The sequence below is a fragment of the Mesorhizobium sp. M4B.F.Ca.ET.143.01.1.1 genome (assembly GCF_004792275.1).
Taxonomy (GTDB): domain Bacteria; phylum Pseudomonadota; class Alphaproteobacteria; order Rhizobiales; family Rhizobiaceae; genus Mesorhizobium; species Mesorhizobium abyssinicae.
In genome coordinates this window covers 12,239-30,039 of record NZ_SRSR01000012.1, presented here as the reverse complement: position 1 = coordinate 30,039, position 17,801 = coordinate 12,239, and the positions used below count along the sequence as shown (strand labels likewise).

General features: G+C 57.9%; 18 protein-coding genes and 1 pseudogene. 13 read left to right on the top strand and 6 right to left on the bottom strand.

Features of this window, described 5'->3' with window-relative positions:
* Positions 1–275: 275 nt before the first annotated feature.
* The 3 genes from EN786_RS25265 to EN786_RS25255 all read left to right on the top strand — a co-directional run bounded on the left by EN786_RS25265 (position 276) and on the right by EN786_RS25255 (position 2,659).
* Complete coding sequence (locus EN786_RS25265; RefSeq protein WP_281033864.1) at positions 276–1,454, top strand: DUF3800 domain-containing protein; 1,179 nt, start codon at positions 276–278, stop codon at positions 1,452–1,454.
* 140 nt (positions 1,455–1,594) lie between these two features.
* Positions 1,595–1,807: a DUF2158 domain-containing protein gene (locus tag EN786_RS25260; RefSeq protein WP_127309224.1), complete on the top strand. Its 213-nt coding sequence runs from the start codon at positions 1,595–1,597 to the stop codon at positions 1,805–1,807.
* 21 nt (positions 1,808–1,828) lie between these two features.
* Positions 1,829–2,659: a hypothetical protein gene (locus tag EN786_RS25255; protein WP_127309223.1), complete on the top strand. Its 831-nt coding sequence runs from the start codon at positions 1,829–1,831 to the stop codon at positions 2,657–2,659.
* Between the two features lie 49 nt (positions 2,660–2,708).
* Here the strand turns inward: EN786_RS25255 and EN786_RS25250 are convergent, their stop codons facing one another.
* On the bottom strand, positions 2,709–2,969 hold the full coding sequence (locus tag EN786_RS25250) for a hypothetical protein (RefSeq protein ID WP_245478152.1): 261 nt from the start codon (positions 2,967–2,969) through the stop codon (positions 2,709–2,711).
* Between the two features lie 95 nt (positions 2,970–3,064).
* On the bottom strand, positions 3,065–3,160 hold the full coding sequence (locus EN786_RS39485; RefSeq protein WP_348627055.1) for a YHYH domain-containing protein: 96 nt from the start codon (positions 3,158–3,160) through the stop codon (positions 3,065–3,067).
* Between EN786_RS39485 and EN786_RS37810 the strand changes: the two genes are divergently transcribed.
* From EN786_RS37810 to EN786_RS37805, 6 genes are all read left to right on the top strand, one after another.
* Positions 3,144–3,290, top strand: coding sequence for a hypothetical protein (locus EN786_RS37810; protein ID WP_189340273.1), 147 nt, complete (start codon positions 3,144–3,146; stop codon positions 3,288–3,290). The two genes, EN786_RS39485 and EN786_RS37810, sit on opposite strands and share 17 nt — an antisense overlap.
* Before the next feature lie 189 nt (positions 3,291–3,479).
* Positions 3,480–3,746: a hypothetical protein gene (locus tag EN786_RS25240; protein WP_127309220.1), complete on the top strand. Its 267-nt coding sequence runs from the start codon at positions 3,480–3,482 to the stop codon at positions 3,744–3,746.
* Positions 3,743–4,969: a radical SAM protein gene (locus tag EN786_RS25235; RefSeq protein ID WP_245478151.1), complete on the top strand. Its 1,227-nt coding sequence runs from the start codon at positions 3,743–3,745 to the stop codon at positions 4,967–4,969. Before EN786_RS25240 ends, EN786_RS25235 begins: the two co-directional genes overlap by 4 nt.
* 180 nt (positions 4,970–5,149) lie before the next feature.
* Positions 5,150–6,250, top strand: coding sequence for a His-Xaa-Ser system radical SAM maturase HxsC (hxsC, locus tag EN786_RS25230; RefSeq protein ID WP_127309219.1), 1,101 nt, complete (start codon positions 5,150–5,152; stop codon positions 6,248–6,250).
* The gene (gene hxsA / locus EN786_RS25225) at positions 6,247–6,780 is read left to right on the top strand and encodes a His-Xaa-Ser repeat protein HxsA (protein ID WP_135908973.1); all 534 of its coding nucleotides are present in this window, start codon (positions 6,247–6,249) and stop codon (positions 6,778–6,780) included. Before hxsC ends, hxsA begins: the two co-directional genes overlap by 4 nt.
* 204 nt (positions 6,781–6,984) lie before the next feature.
* Positions 6,985–7,131, top strand: a complete 147-nt coding sequence (locus tag EN786_RS37805) for a hypothetical protein (protein ID WP_189340266.1) — start codon at positions 6,985–6,987, stop codon at positions 7,129–7,131.
* Between the two features lie 443 nt (positions 7,132–7,574).
* On the opposite strand, the gene EN786_RS37800 is transcribed toward EN786_RS37805, so the two are convergent.
* A complete protein-coding gene (locus EN786_RS37800; protein WP_189340264.1) occupies positions 7,575–7,718 on the bottom strand; it encodes a hypothetical protein in 144 nt (47 codons plus the stop codon).
* Positions 7,719–7,958: 240 nt separating this feature from the next.
* On the opposite strand from EN786_RS37800, the gene EN786_RS25220 reads away from it, so the two are divergent.
* A complete protein-coding gene (locus EN786_RS25220; protein ID WP_127309217.1) occupies positions 7,959–8,894 on the top strand; it encodes an XRE family transcriptional regulator in 936 nt (311 codons plus the stop codon).
* Between the two features lie 573 nt (positions 8,895–9,467).
* The gene (locus tag EN786_RS25215; RefSeq protein ID WP_189524303.1) at positions 9,468–11,189 is read left to right on the top strand and encodes a DUF262 domain-containing protein; all 1,722 of its coding nucleotides are present in this window, start codon (positions 9,468–9,470) and stop codon (positions 11,187–11,189) included.
* A 262-nt stretch (positions 11,190–11,451) separates the two neighbouring features.
* Here EN786_RS25215 and EN786_RS25210 read toward each other — a convergent pair whose 3' ends face one another.
* Together EN786_RS25210 and EN786_RS25205 are read right to left on the bottom strand one after the other, a co-directional pair.
* Positions 11,452–11,697 (bottom strand): hypothetical protein, encoded by a 246-nt coding sequence (locus EN786_RS25210; RefSeq protein ID WP_127309214.1) that lies wholly within the window; start codon positions 11,695–11,697, stop codon positions 11,452–11,454.
* 87 nt (positions 11,698–11,784) lie between these two features.
* Positions 11,785–12,288, bottom strand: coding sequence for a hypothetical protein (locus EN786_RS25205; RefSeq protein ID WP_127309213.1), 504 nt, complete (start codon positions 12,286–12,288; stop codon positions 11,785–11,787).
* A 726-nt stretch (positions 12,289–13,014) separates the two neighbouring features.
* On the opposite strand from EN786_RS25205, the gene EN786_RS25200 reads away from it, so the two are divergent.
* Positions 13,015–13,638 (top strand): hypothetical protein, encoded by a 624-nt coding sequence (locus EN786_RS25200; RefSeq protein WP_127309212.1) that lies wholly within the window; start codon positions 13,015–13,017, stop codon positions 13,636–13,638.
* 158 nt (positions 13,639–13,796) lie between these two features.
* Positions 13,797–15,230 (top strand): annotated as a pseudogene (locus EN786_RS25195) (YifB family Mg chelatase-like AAA ATPase); the annotation flags it as partial.
* A gap of 285 nt (positions 15,231–15,515) precedes the next feature.
* Here EN786_RS25195 and EN786_RS25190 read toward each other — a convergent pair.
* The gene (locus tag EN786_RS25190; protein WP_127284817.1) at positions 15,516–17,690 is read right to left on the bottom strand and encodes a malate synthase G; all 2,175 of its coding nucleotides are present in this window, start codon (positions 17,688–17,690) and stop codon (positions 15,516–15,518) included.
* Between the last annotated feature and the right edge of the window lie 111 nt (positions 17,691–17,801).

The following is a 17,801-nucleotide window of genomic DNA, read 5'->3' as shown; positions in this document are numbered from 1 at the left end:
TGCATCGTTGCATACAATCTGAGTGCTGGCTCAAGGAAGAGCTTTGAACGCAGCGTCGCCCAAACACCAACTGCCGGGACGGCATAGGGTGTTGCGGTTCCTCGCCAAAACATCGCGCTTCGATCAGAGTTTTGAGCTATCAGAAGGTTTTTCGGGATGCCGAGCTAAAAAATCAAAGCTTCTTTTCCGAATTTGGCCTCGTTCCGGAAGAGGTCCGACAAGCGCTTTCGAATGCCGCTTAAGCGGCGGAACAACCTAACGATGAGTCGGCCTCCTTGCTAAAGCCCCCAGCTCTGATCTCTTGCGACGAAGCCGGCTTTACCGGACCAAAATTGCTGGATGAAGACCAAACCATTTTCGCATATGCGGCGATCGACCTCACGGCTGACGAGGGCAAGGTGATTGTTGAAGAGATGCGAGCAAAATACAAAGTCCAGTCACCCGAGCTAAAAGCCGGGCTTTTGCGCAAACGAAAGAACTGGATCGAAATTGCTCAGGGCTTGGCAACGCGGCTTAGAGGGCGTGCCATGGTGATGATCTGCGACAAGCGGCTCAATCTCGGCGGAAAGGCTTACGAATATATTTTCGAGCCTGTTCTCGCGGAAAACAGCGCCCTTTTTTACCGCTACAATCTTCACCGCTTCGTCATGAACGCGCTCCACCGGATAATGTACACAAACGGGCAGCCGGTGCATCAAATTGCGACCGAGCTCCAAACCTTTATGCGCAGCTTCAAACCGGAAGACGCACCTGCACTTTTCGACGGCAGTCACCAAGGAAATCATGCGCACATCGTTGTGAACTGTGTGCTGCGGTTTGCGAAGGGTTTTGCTGCGAAAATTGCGGAGGAGTCTACCCACCTTCAGGAGGATGAGAACCCTGTTGGTAAGTGGACCCTCGACCTCACGGCCACAGCTTTGTGGAGCTTGCTATTGACCGGCTGGGGGCATCGCCACGCTAGGCTGGACGTCTTATGCGACGAGTCAAAGCCCCTTGGAGCTATGGTTGACTCATTTAATGGCTTTGTCGGCAGAACAGAAGCAATTCCGATCAATGATGGCCAAAACCCGAGGACACTAAAGGCCAACCTTGCGCAGCCGATCCGATTCGGCACTTCGATCGACAATCCCACGCTTCAGATTGCTGATGTAATTGCCGGTCTCAGCGTTGACGCCATTCGCTATGCAAACAATCCAAATTTCGCCGGCTTAAGGCGTTGGTTGGACGGTCACATGCACATCGATTACACGCTGCCAGATGACGATTGGATCGACACCCGAAAGATCCAGCCGCGTGTCAACCTCGCCATTCTCCAGGAGTTGGCGTTACGCGCCGACCGCGGAGCCGACCCGCTTAACGGCATGGACGCATTTTATGCCGCGGCATTCAAGAAATTCAAAAGCCCTGCCTCGCGTGTCCGGAATCCGTTGCAAACGCTTCTCGGAAAAATTTGACACGATGACTGCAACCGGGCTCATGGTGCCCGTGCTCCTGTGATTAAGACTGTGAATTGCGGGGAGACCTTTCATATTCGGTAGCGAGGTATGCAGCGTGAGCGCAGGCTGACGCAGCGATTCGACACGTGGAGGCTAAGATGACTGAGGACGATTTCACCGTCGGCGACGAAGTCGCGCACCGCACGGGTGGAAAGAAAATGATCTACACGGGCAAAGGCATGACTGGAGAGGCCATTTGCGAATGGTTTGACGGAGCACGACGGCATCAAGAAACATTCGCATTCGTGGCGTTGAAAAAATTCGAGGAGCCAGGACAATCGAGTTTGTCCGGCAGTTCGACTCGCGCATAGCGCTGATTTGGCGTTGCTCCGATGGTGGAAATAAACAAAATCGACAAAGAGGAGCTGGATCCAGACAGCAAGAAGAAGGCTGCGCGTGCGGCCATCAATGCAATCGCCGGAGCCATTCCATTTGTAGGGGGCCTGATCTCGGCGGGCGTCGGCTACTGGTCCGAAAACGAACAAGAGGAGGTCACCAACATTCTGCGGCAATGGCTGCAGATGCTCGAGGACGAACTTCGCGAGAAGGGAAAAACGATAGCGGAGATCGTCGCGCGTCTCGATATGAATGACGAGAAGGTAAAGGAGCGCATAGAGTCCCCGGAATACCAGGCTCTCATGAAAAAGGCGTTCCGCAATTGGTCGTCGATCGACACTGAATACAAGCGGCAGAGGATCCGGAATATCCTTGCCAACGCCGCAGCGGCTAAGACAACATCCGACGATGTCGTCCGTCTGTTTATCGATTGGATCAATTTGTATTCAGATTTCCATTTCGAAGTGATCGGGGAAATCTACCGTAATCCGGGCATCACACGCGGTGGAATTTGGGACAACCTATCGAAGCCTGAAGTCAGGGAAGATTCCGCGGAAGCAGATTTGTTCAAGATGCTGGTTCGCGACCTAAGTACAGGCGGGGTTATCCGGCAGGTTCGACAGACGGATTATGCAGGGAATTTTCTACGGAAACCTCCAGCCAACAAATCAAGGCCGGGACAGGCGCCGCGCACTGCAAAGTCGGCATTTGACGAGGTTGAACCCTATCAGCTGACAGATCTTGGGCAGCAGTTTGTCCACTACGCGATGACGGAAATCGTTGCGAAGATTGAGTTTTACGAATTTGCCCCTGGCACACCCGCGTGAACACGGTGACGCCATGCGGCCGCTGGGTTAGCCTCCGGCCAGTGACAACTCAGTCGTCAATCTCTTCGCCTTGATCGTCCTCGTCCGAACCCCGAGAAGGATCTTCCACGTACGTCTGACAGCCCTCATTGAACGATTGGCTATTTGAACTGCAATCACTGTCGTCGGTAATCTGGTTTTGCTGGGCCCAGTCGTAGCCCGCCTTGTGGCCAGAACAATCCTCGGTGCAGGCATTTCCCCCAAAGGTCTGCTGCGCAAGGCACGGAGTGCCGAACGCCACCGTAAGCGTCACGGCCGCCAAGCGAGCCATCGCTCGGATTCTCATCTGCACCCGCTGCGAGGTAAGGCCTCAGGCACGCTTGCTTGATTTTCCCCATCCGCCTCGACACCACGGCATCTGCTTGCCTAGTGGCAATGGTACTCGCCGGTCTTGTGATTCGTATGGCACCCGTTGGCGTCGGTGCCGCCGCTGTGCGCATAAGCATTGATCGAAAGAACCATAGCCAAAAACGTCAATGCGGCCAAAATTGCTGTTCTCATATCGCCCTCCCAGGTAATGCTGGCCAACAAAAACACTGTTGGTGTGCAGATGCAAGGCGCGCGTGAGGTTTTTGGTGAAGGAGTAGAATGACCAGCACAACAGGGGCGGCATTGGTTATCCGTTAGCTGCCAAGCGCAGAGGGCGGCCCATATTTGTCCAGCTTCGGTCCTCCGCTGGTTGGACTCAACCTTCTACGTTGGGAACAGTGAAACACGGTCCGATGTTCAAGGCGAAAATTTCCAGTATATTGGCCGTCGGGTCGGGAGAGGGTTCCAAGGGGTGGATGATCGCGTTCTCGAGCAAGCTACAATCGACATTCCACAGAGCTTTCGAAGTTTCGTGGAAGGCGCACTGCTTCGCGTTCAAACTCAGTATCCGGCTCTCCGCTTCAGGGCTACTGCCGCTGGCATCGAGATCGCCTCTGTTACCCTCGACGATTTAGACGACCTACGGAAGAACGTGCTCCATACGGTTTATCGAGAGAAAATCTACGCTGAGACACTGCCGCTTCGGCGAGCCCTGATCGATGCGGTGACTGCGAAATGACGGTTTGGCCGCTTAAGTTTCGCGAGTCTGGCGACGGAGAATTTTTGTTCGCTGACGATGCCGGCGGGTTCTTCTTCAGCGATCGGTCATTTCTCGAACGGTATGCCAACGGAGAATTGTCGCCTGCTGATCAGTCCTTTCTTCGTGGAAACGGTCATGCTTTCGAACGGGAAGGCGATCCCGACTGGACAGCGTTTACCTATCGATGGACACAACGGCAGGCAACGCAAAAGGAGCTTTCGTACGTCATTCTTGTTCCAACACTGCGCTGCAATTTGACGTGTGGCTATTGTCAGGTTTCACGAGCGCCTGAAACAGCAACAGGTTTCGACTGGACCGACGAATCGCTGACTGCGACGCTCAGCTTCATCGGAGCGATGAAGGGTTCGCAGATCAAGGTCGAGTTTCAGGGCGGCGAGCCTTTGCTGCGGATTGATCTGCTTGAACAGGTTCGCTCGTTCGTCCGCACGAGGTTTCCAGGCAGCCAATTTGTCGTCTGCACGAATTTACAACGCTTGGGTGATCGAGAATGGGCCTTCCTGGACCAAGAGGACACCTTTGTCAGTACATCGTTAGATGGAGATCGAGGCACCCATCAACGCCAGCGCACCCATGATGATCTGGCAACCGACGCGTTCTTTAGAAACCTAACCGAGGCTGTGCAGCGCCTTGGACCGGGCAAGGTAACGGCACTGCCGACACTCGACGTTGATGAGCCGCCAGACTTCGAGGAGCTGGTCAGCAATTTCGAGAGCTTCGGGATGCAAACCATCTATTTGAGGCCTATCAACCACCAAGGGTTTGCCCGTCGCCGAAGAAGCGATCCGCGTTCGATATCCAAGTGGAACACGCTTCATTCCAGCTTCATCGACTACCTGATTGGTCGGAACCACCGCACGGGACGCTATGTCGAGGAATACTATTTTAGCCAATGCCTAAGACGGTTCCTGAGATCAGGAGCGGACGACCATGTCGACCTACGCAATCCCAATTTCTTCGCGTCAGACTATATCGTTATCGATCACGACGGGCAGCTTTACCCGACGGACGAAGCCCGGATGCTGTCGCGCATAGGGCGCGTCGATTTGTCGGTCGGCACGGTGACGACCGGCATAGACCAGGCCAAGGTGCAGTTGCTTAACCACGCCTCGCTCAACAACTTCGACCCCAGACTGCATCCATTGCGTCTATCAACCGTTCTGCGGGACAGACGTTGTCGATGACCTATCGAGGGATGGGCGAATTGACCTAGCTCGTACCGATACTTGGTTCTGCCAGCGACACATGTCCCTCTTCGACAAGATCGTTGAAGTCATCCGTCGACGCGATGAGCCTGCGCTAAAGTCGGTAGCCAAATGGGCTCGAGTACCCTCTTGGGGGGATCACATGATCCCGGTGCATGCATGATCCCGCTCCGGCTAAAAGTCGATGCTGACGCTGTTGATCCATATGTGGTTCGGTTGCGGTCGTTCGAAGGAATGCCTGGACCACCAGGGAATTTCGATTATCTCGATGCAGCATTGGAAACTGCCGACGGAGAAAACGCGCTCTTTACCGGGGCGACTGGCAATCTTCGCGTGTTTGGGGTCGATCCATCCGAAGTTGACGGCGATATCGTGTTCGTCGTGCCATCGCGAAAAACAGCACATCGGCTAATTCGGGCGAATTCCCAGCACAACACGCTTTTGATCACTGAACGTTGCGACCAACTATGCGTAATGTGCTCGCAGCCGCCGAAAAAGCATCACGTCGACATGTTTCCGTTTTTCGAGACGGCCGTGTTTCTGGCCCCGGAGAATTCAACAATAGGCCTGTCAGGTGGAGAGCCTACGCTTTTCAAGTCGGAGCTGTTCGAATTCTTGCGGGAGACCATGGAGCGGCGGCGCGACATTGACTTTCACGTCCTGACCAACGCCCAGCATTTTGATCGTGCCGATATCCCGCGGCTTCGCGATCTGGATTTGAGCCGAATCCTTTGGGGCATCCCGATTTACTCGAGCGATAGCACCATCCACGATCAGATTGTGGGCAAGCCGGGAGCCTTCGATCAGGTCAGAAAGAACCTTTCCGTCCTCTGCGAAGCTGGGGCAAAAATTGAGCTGCGGACAGTGCTGGTGAAACCCAACGCACCCGTGCTGCTGGACTTGGCAAAGTTCGTGGCGGTTGCCCTACCATTCATCGATACATGGGCAATCATGCAGCTCGAAAATATCGGCTATGGCCGACAAAACTGGGGTTTGTTGTTTTTCGATAGTTCTGTGGGCTTCGATTTGGTGGGCAGGGCTCTGGATTTTTCCATCAGCCGTGGCATCAACACTAGACTGTACAATTTTCCGCTGTGCACCGTTCCAGCTGAATATCGAACTTTCGCACCGTCCACGATCTCAGACTGGAAACGAGCCTACGCAGAAGATTGCGCCGATTGCAGTCTTCGCAACGAGTGCGGCGGTTTCTTCGAATGGCATCCAAAAGCGCACGGGTATGGAAGGTTCGGTGTCGCATGAAGAGACGAATTTTCACGATCCCCTCCTTGATCGCAGCCGGGTTCATGCCGGTTGAAAGCATCGCGATGCCGCTTGTACCGCCCGGTGAAGGAGGTAAGTCAAAGTCGCTATTCGACATTTTCAAGCTCGATCACAAATTCACATTGGCCGGCCATAGATCGCATAGCAGCCATCGTTCGCACAGCAGCCACCGATCATCATCAGGAGGCACAATTTATCTGCCTAGGGCGCCCGTATATTCCGCGCCAACCTATCAGCCACAGGCACCTGCGTATCAACCACCCGCAACTAGACCGCCTGTGTCGGCACCTCTGACGACGCTTCCCGGCAACGCCAACAAGTTCAAGGAAATCGTTCTTCAGGTTCAGTTCGCGATGCTAGCTTACGGCTACTACACGGGGGAGCTGGACGGTGCGATGAACCCCGAAATGAGGTCGGGCCTGATGAAGCTACAGTCAGACTACAACCTCAAGGTCACAGGAACGATTACGCCCGAAACGTTAAACGCGCTGCGCATTGTCGCTCAGTGACTGCTTGCCTTGAATTTTCAGAGACCCCTAAAACCTGATCGTCTGCCTCGTTGACAGTTGAAAAGCGGGGATCGTCCCGGATGCCGTCACTACAACTAGCGCCGCTTAAGTCGTGCGAGACTAAGATTGCCTGCTGAGGTCTGCGACATGTGCTCGTAGAGTAGAGTGAACCTCCAAGATGGGAGGTGGGGGATTTTGCCCTTCTTGGGCGATCAACGCTGCAATTTCGGCTGGGGGCGCTCGATCATGGATGCTGAGACCGAGATTACGCATTTTGAAGGTCTGCAGAATCGACAGGAAGGGCCGATTCAGGTCATGCAGCCTGCAGCATTCGCCATAGCGCCGATTTGATCCACAGCTGCAAAGCTCGGCCCCCTTAAACTGCGTTAGCCGATAATAGGGATCAGATTGGCCCAGTTCGTCAGGCATCGCATACTGGCGTCCCGGCCACCGATCAAACACCAGCAAATGAAGGTGGCGAAGCGCCCATACGCTATAAAGATCGAGCAACGTGCACAAATCACCGCCAGGCGACCAAGCTTTGTCGAGCATGGGGTGATAAGCGCACACCGAGCCATCAGGGAAATTGGTGTGTCGCGGGCCGATCCATTCAACCTGCCCATCTTGCTGCCAGAACGCCCATCCACGCGGCTCCACCGCTGGCGTTTCTGGTAACGCAATGAGGAATTTGGCTTCTCGCGCTGAGCCCTCTATCACTTGGCTGCGAGCGAGAAGCCATACTCCGTGATCATCGGGGAGGAGAGTTGCGCCGGGGTATGCCCGTTGCACATTCTCTAGCTGCCCGGTGTAGTTGCCGGCGAGGCCGACGATCCGTGATCCGGCACGGGGCGGCCGTGATCGATCGGACGACCTTTGCCGTCGGGCGGGCCCTTGCCGTGGTCGGGCTGCGGGTCCTGGCGTTCCTTGCTGTTGTTCATTGCTTTTCTCCTGGACCGGCATTGAGGTGGGCTGTGGGCCGAGAACTACGATACCCTCGTCCCTCACCGCCACGGGCTGGCGCGCGTCCAAACCGTCGCCAATCCGCTGCAACTCAGCCCGAGCATCGTCGGTCAACAACACTTCCATTTTGCTTGCCGATGTGCGAGTCTGTGTCACCAGCACAGGATGCATAACGGGGCGAAGTGTGTCAAGGTGTGCTGATTGCACAATTGGTGAACATGGACGAATTCGAAAAAAAACTCGTTGGAGCGGTCCGCGAGAAGCGAGAGCGCGAAGGTCTCAGCATAAGAGCATTGTCGGGAATTGTGGGGATCAGCTTCTCCACCTTGGCCCGAATCGAGCGGGGCGACGGATCGCCCGACAACAATTCAAAAATTAGGCTGCTCGAGTGGCTCGGCCCGGACGCAGATGGGCATGAGCTTGGCTTTGACCGGGTGGCATTTGTCCACTTCCGTGCTGGAAAGAACGCATCCTCCGGGACCGTGCAAACCCTCCTGCAGGCAGCCGTGTGCCTTCGTCAGCACTACGCGAAGGGTGACATAACCGAACCTAGCAGCGGGCCGACAGATGCGGACGTTATCGCAATGTCTAAGGAGGAACTGGAGCAGACGGCCGAAGATTTCCGAAGGGATCTCGGATTGAAGAAGAACGATCCACTGGATCCATTCTATTTGGACGTTGATTCCGTCACGGTAGAGCGACTGCAGGACTCATCTTGTATTCCGGAAAGGACAAAACGTGTCCTTGCGGGACCTTCGCACAACGAGTGGTCTGCGATGAGCGTTCCCTTAAGTGCTGATGAGGATAGCTGGGTTGTCTTCCTAAACGACTACCACACTGTTGAGAGGCAAAGAGTAACGCTTCTTGAGGAATATTGGCACATTCTTTCTGGGCACAAGCTAACTAAAATAGCCAAGATCGCTGGGTCCTTCGGCCGGACATATGACAGCGCTGAAGAGCACGACGCCTATTTTCTCGCATCGGCCACTTTGCTTCCAAGAGATGCGATCCGGCGTATGGTCTCAGATGGAAAGAGTGCTCCCGAAATCGCGTCCTTCTTCGGGACCTCACCGGAACTTGTTGAATATCGAATAAAACGGCTCGGGCTATGGCGCGATCATGTTGGAAAGAAGGTAAGCCTCGCCAGACCCTAGCGACGGCTCACGAGCGCCGGTACGCGGATTCCGATCAATGAGAAGTAAGCTGTCCACCTTCTGATGACTGCCCCGTTTTCGAAGGATCGAGGGCGCAATGCCATTCGGTTTCGGTGCAGGCGATCGCGGGACTTGAGCATGACGCGACGCCCTGGCTGATTTCGCAGATGCTGCATCCGTCGTTGAATTGCGGGCAGGTCGGATTCTCTCGTATCTTCTCGGCAAGTGGGCCACCAGCGTAAGCCTGTGGAACGAAAAGCACCGAAACAGTACACAGTATCAGTGATGCGCGCATATGGTCGTCCAGCTTCTGCGTATCCATCCAGTGAATAAATGCCACTCAACTGTATGGCCAATGCGTCCGCCTTGTCGACGCTGTCGCAGCGGCGACTATGATGCGTGCGTTAGCACTGGCTAACTTACCGCGATTTACTCTTAAAGGCATTCCCCAGTTCGATCATTGCCAGACAGTCTAATTGGCACGATGTCAGCAGTGGGTAGTTCACCGGCCCAGGCTATTGCAGCAGCCTCAATCTCTGATAGACGTCACAGAGATCGAATTTGGGGGAAATCGTGGAAGCTTCACCTGCGCAGGTTATTCAGTATTTTAACGGCGAGAAGCAAAACCTTATTCCGCTATTCCAACGGCCGTACTCGTGGCGTTTGCCGAACTGGAAAACCCTATGGGATGACGTGTTGGTCCAATACGACTCCGACGACAAGTCCGCCCATTTCATGGGCACCATCGTATCCGTTCCTGCACGCAGCGTCCCCGTCGGCGTCAGCAAATATCTGATCATCGACGGGCAACAGCGCCTCACCACAATTTCCATTCTCCTCGCCGCTCTCCGCGACACGCTCGACAAGAACTCCTCCGATCGGATTCAGGAGGTCTATCTTACGAACCGGTTCCGCGATCCCGAAGATACATTGAAGTTCGTGCCGACCCAAATCGACCGTGATCGATATCGCGCGATGATCCTGGATCGCACCGTCTCTGACGATCAAAGCCTCATGTCGGAGGCATACGCTTACTTCAAGAACCAGCTGCTCCGAGGCATTGATCCGAACGGCGACCCGATCGACTGCGCTAAGATACTCACGACTGTCGAGCGGGCGTTGCAAGTGGTTATGATCAACCTGGGCGACGACGACGATCCGTACCTCATCTTCGAGAGCCTCAACTTCAAGGGTGAGCCACTCACCCAAGCCGACCTGGTCCGCAATTACATCCTGATGAGGTTCCGTCATTCGATGTCGGCGGGCGGCGAGCAAGAACGAATCTACACCAGATATTGGGCTCCAATGGAGCAGCGCCTCGGGGAAAACATTACTGAATTCCTCCGTCACTACGCGATGAAGGGCGGGGATAACGTCTATCAACGCGGTATTTACGTCGCGACGAAGGGCCTGCTCAAAGGGATGTCCGCACCGGCCGAAGTTGAGGCTGAATTGATCCGGATGACTAATTTCTCCGTCATCTACGCGAGTATACTAAATCCGTCCTTGGAACAGACGCCATCTATTCGAAAGCGTCTCACAAGTCTGAAAACCCTGGACGTGGGAACCTCTTATCCTCTACTTCTTCGGCTTTTCGAGGCGCGACATTCCGACAAGATCAGCATTGATGATCTCGAAAGATGCCTTGCTCTCATAGAATCGTTCGTAGTGCGCAGGGCTGTCTCTGTCGTCCCCACCAATGCGCTGAACAAGCTCTTTTTACAGTGGGCGCGTCAATTTCCGCAAGAGAATCACGTCGATTGGCTGCATACATCGATGTCCGCAGGTGCAGGTGGACGACGCTTCCCGAACGATGCTGATTTCGGTGAGAACTTCAAAAAGCTCGCGCAGTATGGGCGCGGATATACCCGCTACATATTGCTCCGGCTTGAGGAAGCCTTCGGGCATAAGGAGCGTGTCGATTTAAGCAATGCGACGATTGAGCATCTCATGCCGCAGACCATGACCGCAGAGTGGGAGAACGAAGTTGGTCCACACGCAGACTCGGTGCACGCGCGGCTGAAGGACACTTTCGGCAATTTATCACTGACTGGCTACAACACCGAACTGGGCAATCTGCCGTTCCGAGAAAAGAAGGCAAAGCTCGCAAACACTCACATCGAGCTCAACCGTTTCGTTCTCGAACAAGGGCGGTGGGATGAGGACGCGATCTTGAGGCGAGCGGAGGCCATGTTCGCGACAGCAATTTCACTTTGGCCTGGGCCAGTCATTCCGGCTGTGATTGGGCCGGCGGCAGCCGAAAGAAAGGATAACGAGCTCGTCAGCGCAGAGTGATGCACTGGCTCGCCTACGACTCCATCATCTTGGCAGTCGCTTTGGACTTATCGAATGGCGCCGCTAACTCCGCTGCCATTCTGCCCTGACAGCCCCTCCCATGCTTCCTCGCGCGGAAGACTCGAGGCATCAAGCAGAGTCTTAAGCCGCGGACGTATCGCGTTTGAAAGTAGGCGCGCGGGACATAACAAGATTCCATGAATGGATTGAACGGGGCCAGCCTTGCCGCAATCACACGGCAGGGCCGGGGCATCAGGGACGGTCAATGCTGCGAAGGAGGCGGCTGGGGAGCGACAGTGGACGGCACGCCAGGGTAGCCGCCCGGCACGGGGTTCAGCCCCGGCGTACCGCCAAGCGTACCAACATTCATCGTGTTGCAGGTGTTGCCGTCGTGGCAGGGCGAAATGTATTGCCCACGAACCGGGGGATTGTCGGTGTGGTTCTGCGCCATCGCTGGGATGACGGGGAATCCAATGATGACGCCGACGGCTAGGATGAAATAGCGCATTGTGTTTTCCTGATCGGTTTCTTGGTGGGAAAGGACAGTCTTGCCCTTGGCTCGCGATCTGTGCGAGCCAGAGGGGTCCACAACTGGTCAGAGGATGCGCCCGCGCATCGTCCACAATTTCGTTCCGTTGGGGAAAACCGTCTCCGTCCAGCCCGTCGGAGCAATGGTGAGCTTGTTGGCAGGCAAGACGGGACCAGAGATCGTGCGCTCTTCGCACTGCTGCAGATTGGTCACCGTGAGGACACCGTTCTGCTGATACTGCTCGGGACGGAACGGGTAGAACCAGGCGATGGCGCCGCCCTGCCCATCGGGCTGCACGCAGATCGAGGTCGCGCTGTCCGAAGTCTTGGCTGGCGTGGTCTTGGCGTCTCCTGGCATGTTTTCGGGTCGGCAATCCTGTGGGTGCCCCCAGCAGACGGGAAGAACCTCCACCGGGTTCTTCACAATCGAGTTGAACGTTTTGTTGATCCCCTTGCCGATGGGAGCGACATTCCTGCTCCACCAGTCTCCGGCGTGGGCATCGGACAGGAAGCTTGTCATGCTCAGCACGATCAACCCAGCGGCAGCACACTTCTTCAGATAACGGGTCATTTCGATTTCTCCTCTCTCTGTGGTGTCGGCGTCGTTGCCAAAGACCGGAGGACCGCCCCCTTGAACGACCCTCCGGCGTGCGCGTCAGTCGAACTTGGTCCTCAAACCGACCGTCCCGCCAGTAGTGCTCGGGTTGCTCGGCTGCTCCAAGGTCCCCTGCACGGTGCCGGTGAGGCTGTGTCCTTCGTAATCGGCACCTCGAACTTAACCGTGCGCCGGACGGCGCCCTGCACGGGTTCAGCTTTGGGGGGGCGGCAGCTTATTTCCGCCGCGCTGGCGGGACTGGCGATGGCAACCAAGCCCAGCAGAACTGCGGGTGCGATCTTGAACGTCTTCATATCCTGGTTCTCCGTTAGGGTTGATGCGAAGGACGGAGGATCCCGCGAGGCAGATACGTCCGCTGAACCCACGTGGATCGTGCGTTGGGGCAGTTCCGTCAGCCAGTGAGAATCTCTGACCAGGATTTGGTTTAAAGTGGACAGCGACGGAACGGCCCGTCATTGTCCGAGTCGACTGCACGTAAAGGCGTCGATCCCGCCGGCGGCTCTGCCGCCTCCCATTTGAGACAAGGTACACAACATGGGCGGGCCGTCGCTTATCGAGAAAGAGAACCTGAAGAGTCGTCTCTGGCAGCACATGTGCGATCGGCGGATGCCGAACCGAAGCGAAATTGCCAGTGCCACGAACCTGCCACGGGGGACTATTTCCGACGCGTTCGACGGCATTATGAGCCAGGCCACCTATGATAAGCTCAAGAAGTACATCGATGGTTTCGCATCAGGTTTGCCGGAGCACGTGCAAATCGATGTTGGCGGCTATCAGCAGGGTGATATTGAAAGACATATTGGCGACTATCGTTTATATAGGCCTAATAGCGCAGTTGCGGGTGAAATTGAGATGTTCGGCGCCAGGTTCACCTGGTACGAAGATCTATTAAGAGCGGAAATTGAAATAATGGAAATAAATGGACAAATATCAAGGTTTGTAGTATTTAGACCGAAGGAAGAACATAGGATATTTCTAAAACGTGAATCGGAAGGATGGGGATCGATATTTATCCTAAGAGGAAAGAGGGACGGCGCCATGCTTGGAGTTTCACTTGCGGTGGACAACATAGAAGCTGGAGACCCGTTCACCGTTCATCCGATCCTGTTTCCCGTTGCTTTTGAAAAACTCCCTACTGTGAAGAAGCCGCTGGAAAAGTACGCCAGCCTCAAGTATACTGATGGCCGGTACGACATAGCGAAAAACCTTGTGCATGAGGCCCTACTGGCAAATCAGAACGCACTTGCGGTATGGCGACATTGGGAGAAGAGCATGGAACCTGGATATTCGAACGGGCGCGGCTGACCGAAGCTTGCGGCCGATCTTAGTCGTGTCAGCTCAAAGTGACCCCTCGGGATGAGCCGATCCTGAAAGAGGTGAACCCGCCGTTCTATTAGCTATGGTGTAGGGGCTAGGGGTGTCGGTATGATCCCGAGGGGTAATTAATCCACCTCATGATCCATATTGTCGGCCTGCCGGACAAGGCGGTGGCGGAGAGCCGCGAGCGGGTGCAGGCGGCTTTGCATGCCTCGGGCCTGTCGATGCCGTCGAAGAAGGTCACCGTCAACCTCGCGCCGGCCGACCTGCCCAAGGAAGGCAGCCATTACGATTTGCCGATCGCGCTCGGCCTGATGGCGGCGCTCGGCGCCATTCCGGGCGACATGCTGGCCGGCTATGTCGTGCTCGGTGAATTGTCGCTCGACGGCACCATCGCGGCGGTGGCCGGAGCGCTGCCGGCGGCGATCGGCGCCAATGCCGAGAACAAGGGCCTGATCTGCCCGTTCGGCTGCGGGCCGGAGGCCGCCTGGGCCGGCAAGGATTTCGACATCCTGGCGCCGCGCAGCCTGATCGCGATCGCCAACCACTTCCGCGGCACGCAGGTGCTGTCGCGGCCCGAGGCCGGCATCCAGCTCGCGGCGCGCGACCTGCCGGACCTTGCCGACATCAAGGGCCAGGAGAGCGCCAGGCGGGCGCTGGAGGTGGCGGCCGCGGGCGGTCACAACCTCCTGATGGTCGGGCCTCCAGGTTCTGGAAAGTCGATGCTGGCGCAGCGGCTGCCGTCGATCCTGCCGCCGCTGGCGCCGAAGGAACTTTTGGAAGTCTCGATGATCGCCTCGGTGGCGGGCGAACTCGGCGAAGGCAAGCTCACCGACCGGCGGCCGTTCCGCGCCCCGCATCATTCGGCCTCGATGGCGGCGATGGTGGGCGGCGGCTTGCGGGCGCGGCCCGGCGAGGTCTCGCTCGCCCATCACGGCGTCTTGTTCCTCGACGAATTGCCGGAATTCACGCCGCAGACGCTCGATGCGCTGCGCCAGCCGCTGGAGACCGGCGACTGCGTGATCGCGCGTGCCAACCACCGCGTCACCTATCCGGCGCGCATCCAGCTCATCGCGGCGATGAACCCGTGCCGCTGCGGCATGTCGGGCGAGCCCGGCTATCGCTGCCTGCGCGGCGAGCGCTGCCGCACCGACTACCAGGCGCGCATCTCGGGCCCGCTGCTCGACCGCATCGACCTCAGGATCGAGGTGCCGGCGGTCTCGGCCAGCGACCTGATCCGGCCCGACAAGGCCGAGACCAGCGCTTCGGTGGCGCAGCGCGTGGCGCGCGCCCGCAACATTCAGCGCGAGCGGCTCGAACGGCTTGGCGCGACTATGACCACCAACGCGCATTGCGCGCCTTCGATCATCGAGGAGATCGCGAGACCCGACAGCGCCGGCCTGACTCTGCTCAAGGACGCCAGCGAAAAGCTCGGCTTTTCGGCGCGCGCCTATCACCGCGTGCTGAAAGTGGCGCGCACGCTCGCCGATCTCGACGCCAGCGAGACGGTCGGGCGGATCCATCTCGCGGAAGCGATTTCCTACCGGATGAGCGCGGAGCGCATGGCGCAGGCGGCGTAGTCTAGTCCTTCTCCTCGTTTACGGGGAGAAGGTCCCGGCAGGGGGATGAGGGGCAGCGCCGGCGCTCATCCAGCCCCGGTGCAGCCGCCCGTCTTCATTTGGGGTCGCAAAGGGCATGTAGAGTGGCGCGGAATCCGATGGCCGTCGCGCCGCCCCTCATCTGGCTGCCGCCATCTTCTCCCCGTTAACGGGGAGAAGGACGCTCTCGCCAGTGGTTTCGCCAATCATCAAGGCCGCAGGCGCGTGCCACCCGAGCCGGCGGCGTGAACCGAAACGGCCGCCACCCTACTCGGCCTTGTTCCGCGCCTTCAGCTCCAGCCGCCGCGCGTGCAGCACCGGCTCCGTATATCCGTTCGGCTGGACCGTTCCCTTGAACACCAGGTCGCAGGCGGCCTGGAAGGCAATTGAATTGTCGAAATCCGGCGCCATCGGCCGGTAGAGCGGATCGCCGACATTCTGGCGGTCGACGATGGCGGCCATGCGCTGCAGCGAATCCCTGACCTGGATTTCCGAGCACACCTTGTGGCGCAGCCAGTTGGCGATGTGCTGCGAGGAGATGCGCAGCGTGGCGCGGTCCTCCATCAGGCCGACATCGTTGATATCAGGGACTTTCGAGCAGCCGACGCCCTGGTCGATCCAGCGCACGACGTAGCCCAGAATGCCTTGCGAATTGTTGTCGAGCTCGCGCTGGATTTCGTCCGGCGTCCAGTTCGGCCGCACCGCCACCGGCACCGACAATATGTCGTCGAGCCTCGCCTTCGGCCGGCTCTTCAGCGCCGCTTGGACGGCATGCACGTCGACCTTGTGGTAATGCGTGGCATGCAGCGTCGCCGCCGTCGGCGACGGCACCCAGGCGGTGTTGGCGCCGGCCTTCGGATGGGCGATTTTTTGCTCCAGCATCGCCGCCATCAGGTCGGGCATCGCCCACATGCCCTTGCCGATCTGGGCATGGCCGGCCAGCCCGCATTCCAGCCCGGTGTCGACGTTCCAGGCCTCGTAGGCGGAAATCCACGCGGCCTGCTTCATGTCGCCCTTGCGGATCATCGGGCCGGCTTCCATCGAGGTGTGGATCTCGTCACCGGTGCGGTCGAGGAAGCCGGTGTTGATGAACACCACGCGCTCGCGCGCGGCGCGGATCGCCTCCTTGAGGTTGACGGTGGTGCGCCGCTCCTCGTCCATGATGCCCATCTTGATGGTGTTTTTGGCCATGCCGAGCAGGGCCTCGACGCGGTCGAAGATTTCCACCGCGAAGGCGACCTCCTCCGGCCCGTGCATCTTCGGCTTCACCACATACATCGAGCCGGCGCGGGAATTGGCGCGGCGCCCGTTCGATCCGACATCGTGCAGCGAAATCAGCGCCGTCAGCGCAGCGTCCATGATGCCTTCCGGCACCTCGTTGCCGTCGCGATCCAAAATCGCCGGGTTGGTCATCAGGTGGCCGACATTCCTGACCAGCATCAGCGAGCGGCCGGGCAGGGTCAGCGCGCCGCCGGAGGGCGCGGCGTAGGCGCGGTCGGGGTTGAGCTTGCGGACAAAGCTCTTGCCGCCCTTGCTGATCTCTTCGGCGAGATCGCCCTTCATCAGGCCGAGCCAATTGCGGTAGACGACGACCTTGTCCTGCGCATCGACGGCGGCGACCGAATCCTCGCAGTCCTGGATGGTGGTCAGCGCCGATTCCAGGATGACATCGGCGATCCCCGCCGGATCGGTGCGGCCGATCTGGTTGGCGCGGTCGATGCGGATCTCGATATGCAGGCCGTTCCTGACCAGCAGCACCGCCTCCGGGTTGGCGGCATCGCCGCGATAGCCGACGAACTGTCTTGGATCGGCAAGCGTGGTGGAGCCGGCGCCCTCGCCCAGCCGCAGCATGCCGTTGGTGAACGAAAGTCCGTTGACGCCGGCCCATTTGCCTGACGTCAGCGGCGCCGACTGGTCGAGGAAATCCTTGGCCCAGGCGATGACTTTCGCGCCGCGCGCCGGATTGAACCCCTTGCCCTTCTCGGCGCCGCCGGTCTCGGGGATGGCGTCGGTGCCGTAGAGGGCGTCGTAGAGCGAGCCCCAGCGGGCGTTGGCGGCGTTGAGCGCATAGCGCGCGTTCATCACCGGCACGACCAGCTGCGGCCCGGCAACGACGGCGATCTCCGGATCGACATTCTGCGTCGAGACGCTGAAGGCCGGGCCTTCCGGCACCAGATAGCCGATCTCCTTCAGAAAGCTCTTGTAGCCCTCCATGTCAATCGGCGCGCCGTTTTCGCGATACCAGCCGTCGAGCTTTTCCTGCAGGGCGTCGCGTTTTGCCAGCAGCGCCCGGTTCTTCGGCGCCAGCTCGTGGACGATGGCGGAAAAGCCGTTCCAGAATTGTTCCGGCTCGATGCCGGTGCCGGGTGCTGCCTCGGCCGCCACGAAGTCATGCAGCTCGCGGGCGATCTGCAACCCGGCGGTCTCGATGCGGTCGGTCATCAGCACGTCTCCAGCTGTAGGCTTTGCCGGGCCTTTGGCATGTTTGGGGTTACGGGGTCAATTCGGCTTAGGGTGAAGGCGTCCTTCTCCCCGTTCACGGGGAGAAGGTGG

Excerpts from the sequence above, each read along its gene's own strand:
- EN786_RS25200 (WP_127309212.1), top strand. The coding sequence starts at position 13,015 with ATGAGCCAGGCCACCTATGATAAGCTCAAGAAGTACATCGATGGTTTC.
- hxsA (WP_135908973.1), top strand. The coding sequence starts at position 6,247 with ATGAAGAGACGAATTTTCACGATCCCCTCCTTGATCGCAGCCGGGTTC.
- EN786_RS39485 (WP_348627055.1), bottom strand. The coding sequence starts at position 3,160 with ATGGTTCTTTCGATCAATGCTTATGCGCACAGCGGCGGCACCGACGCC.
- EN786_RS25235 (WP_245478151.1), top strand. The coding sequence starts at position 3,743 with ATGACGGTTTGGCCGCTTAAGTTTCGCGAGTCTGGCGACGGAGAATTT.
- EN786_RS25205 (WP_127309213.1), bottom strand. The coding sequence starts at position 12,288 with ATGACCCGTTATCTGAAGAAGTGTGCTGCCGCTGGGTTGATCGTGCTG.
- EN786_RS25260 (WP_127309224.1), top strand. The coding sequence starts at position 1,595 with ATGACTGAGGACGATTTCACCGTCGGCGACGAAGTCGCGCACCGCACG.
- EN786_RS25210 (WP_127309214.1), bottom strand. The coding sequence starts at position 11,697 with ATGCGCTATTTCATCCTAGCCGTCGGCGTCATCATTGGATTCCCCGTC.
- EN786_RS25255 (WP_127309223.1), top strand. The coding sequence starts at position 1,829 with ATGGTGGAAATAAACAAAATCGACAAAGAGGAGCTGGATCCAGACAGC.
- EN786_RS25220 (WP_127309217.1), top strand. The coding sequence starts at position 7,959 with ATGGACGAATTCGAAAAAAAACTCGTTGGAGCGGTCCGCGAGAAGCGA.
- hxsC (WP_127309219.1), top strand. The coding sequence starts at position 5,150 with ATGATCCCGCTCCGGCTAAAAGTCGATGCTGACGCTGTTGATCCATAT.
- EN786_RS25250 (WP_245478152.1), bottom strand. The coding sequence starts at position 2,969 with ATGGCTCGCTTGGCGGCCGTGACGCTTACGGTGGCGTTCGGCACTCCG.
- EN786_RS37800 (WP_189340264.1), bottom strand. The coding sequence starts at position 7,718 with ATGAACAACAGCAAGGAACGCCAGGACCCGCAGCCCGACCACGGCAAG.
- EN786_RS25190 (WP_127284817.1), bottom strand. The coding sequence starts at position 17,690 with ATGACCGACCGCATCGAGACCGCCGGGTTGCAGATCGCCCGCGAGCTG.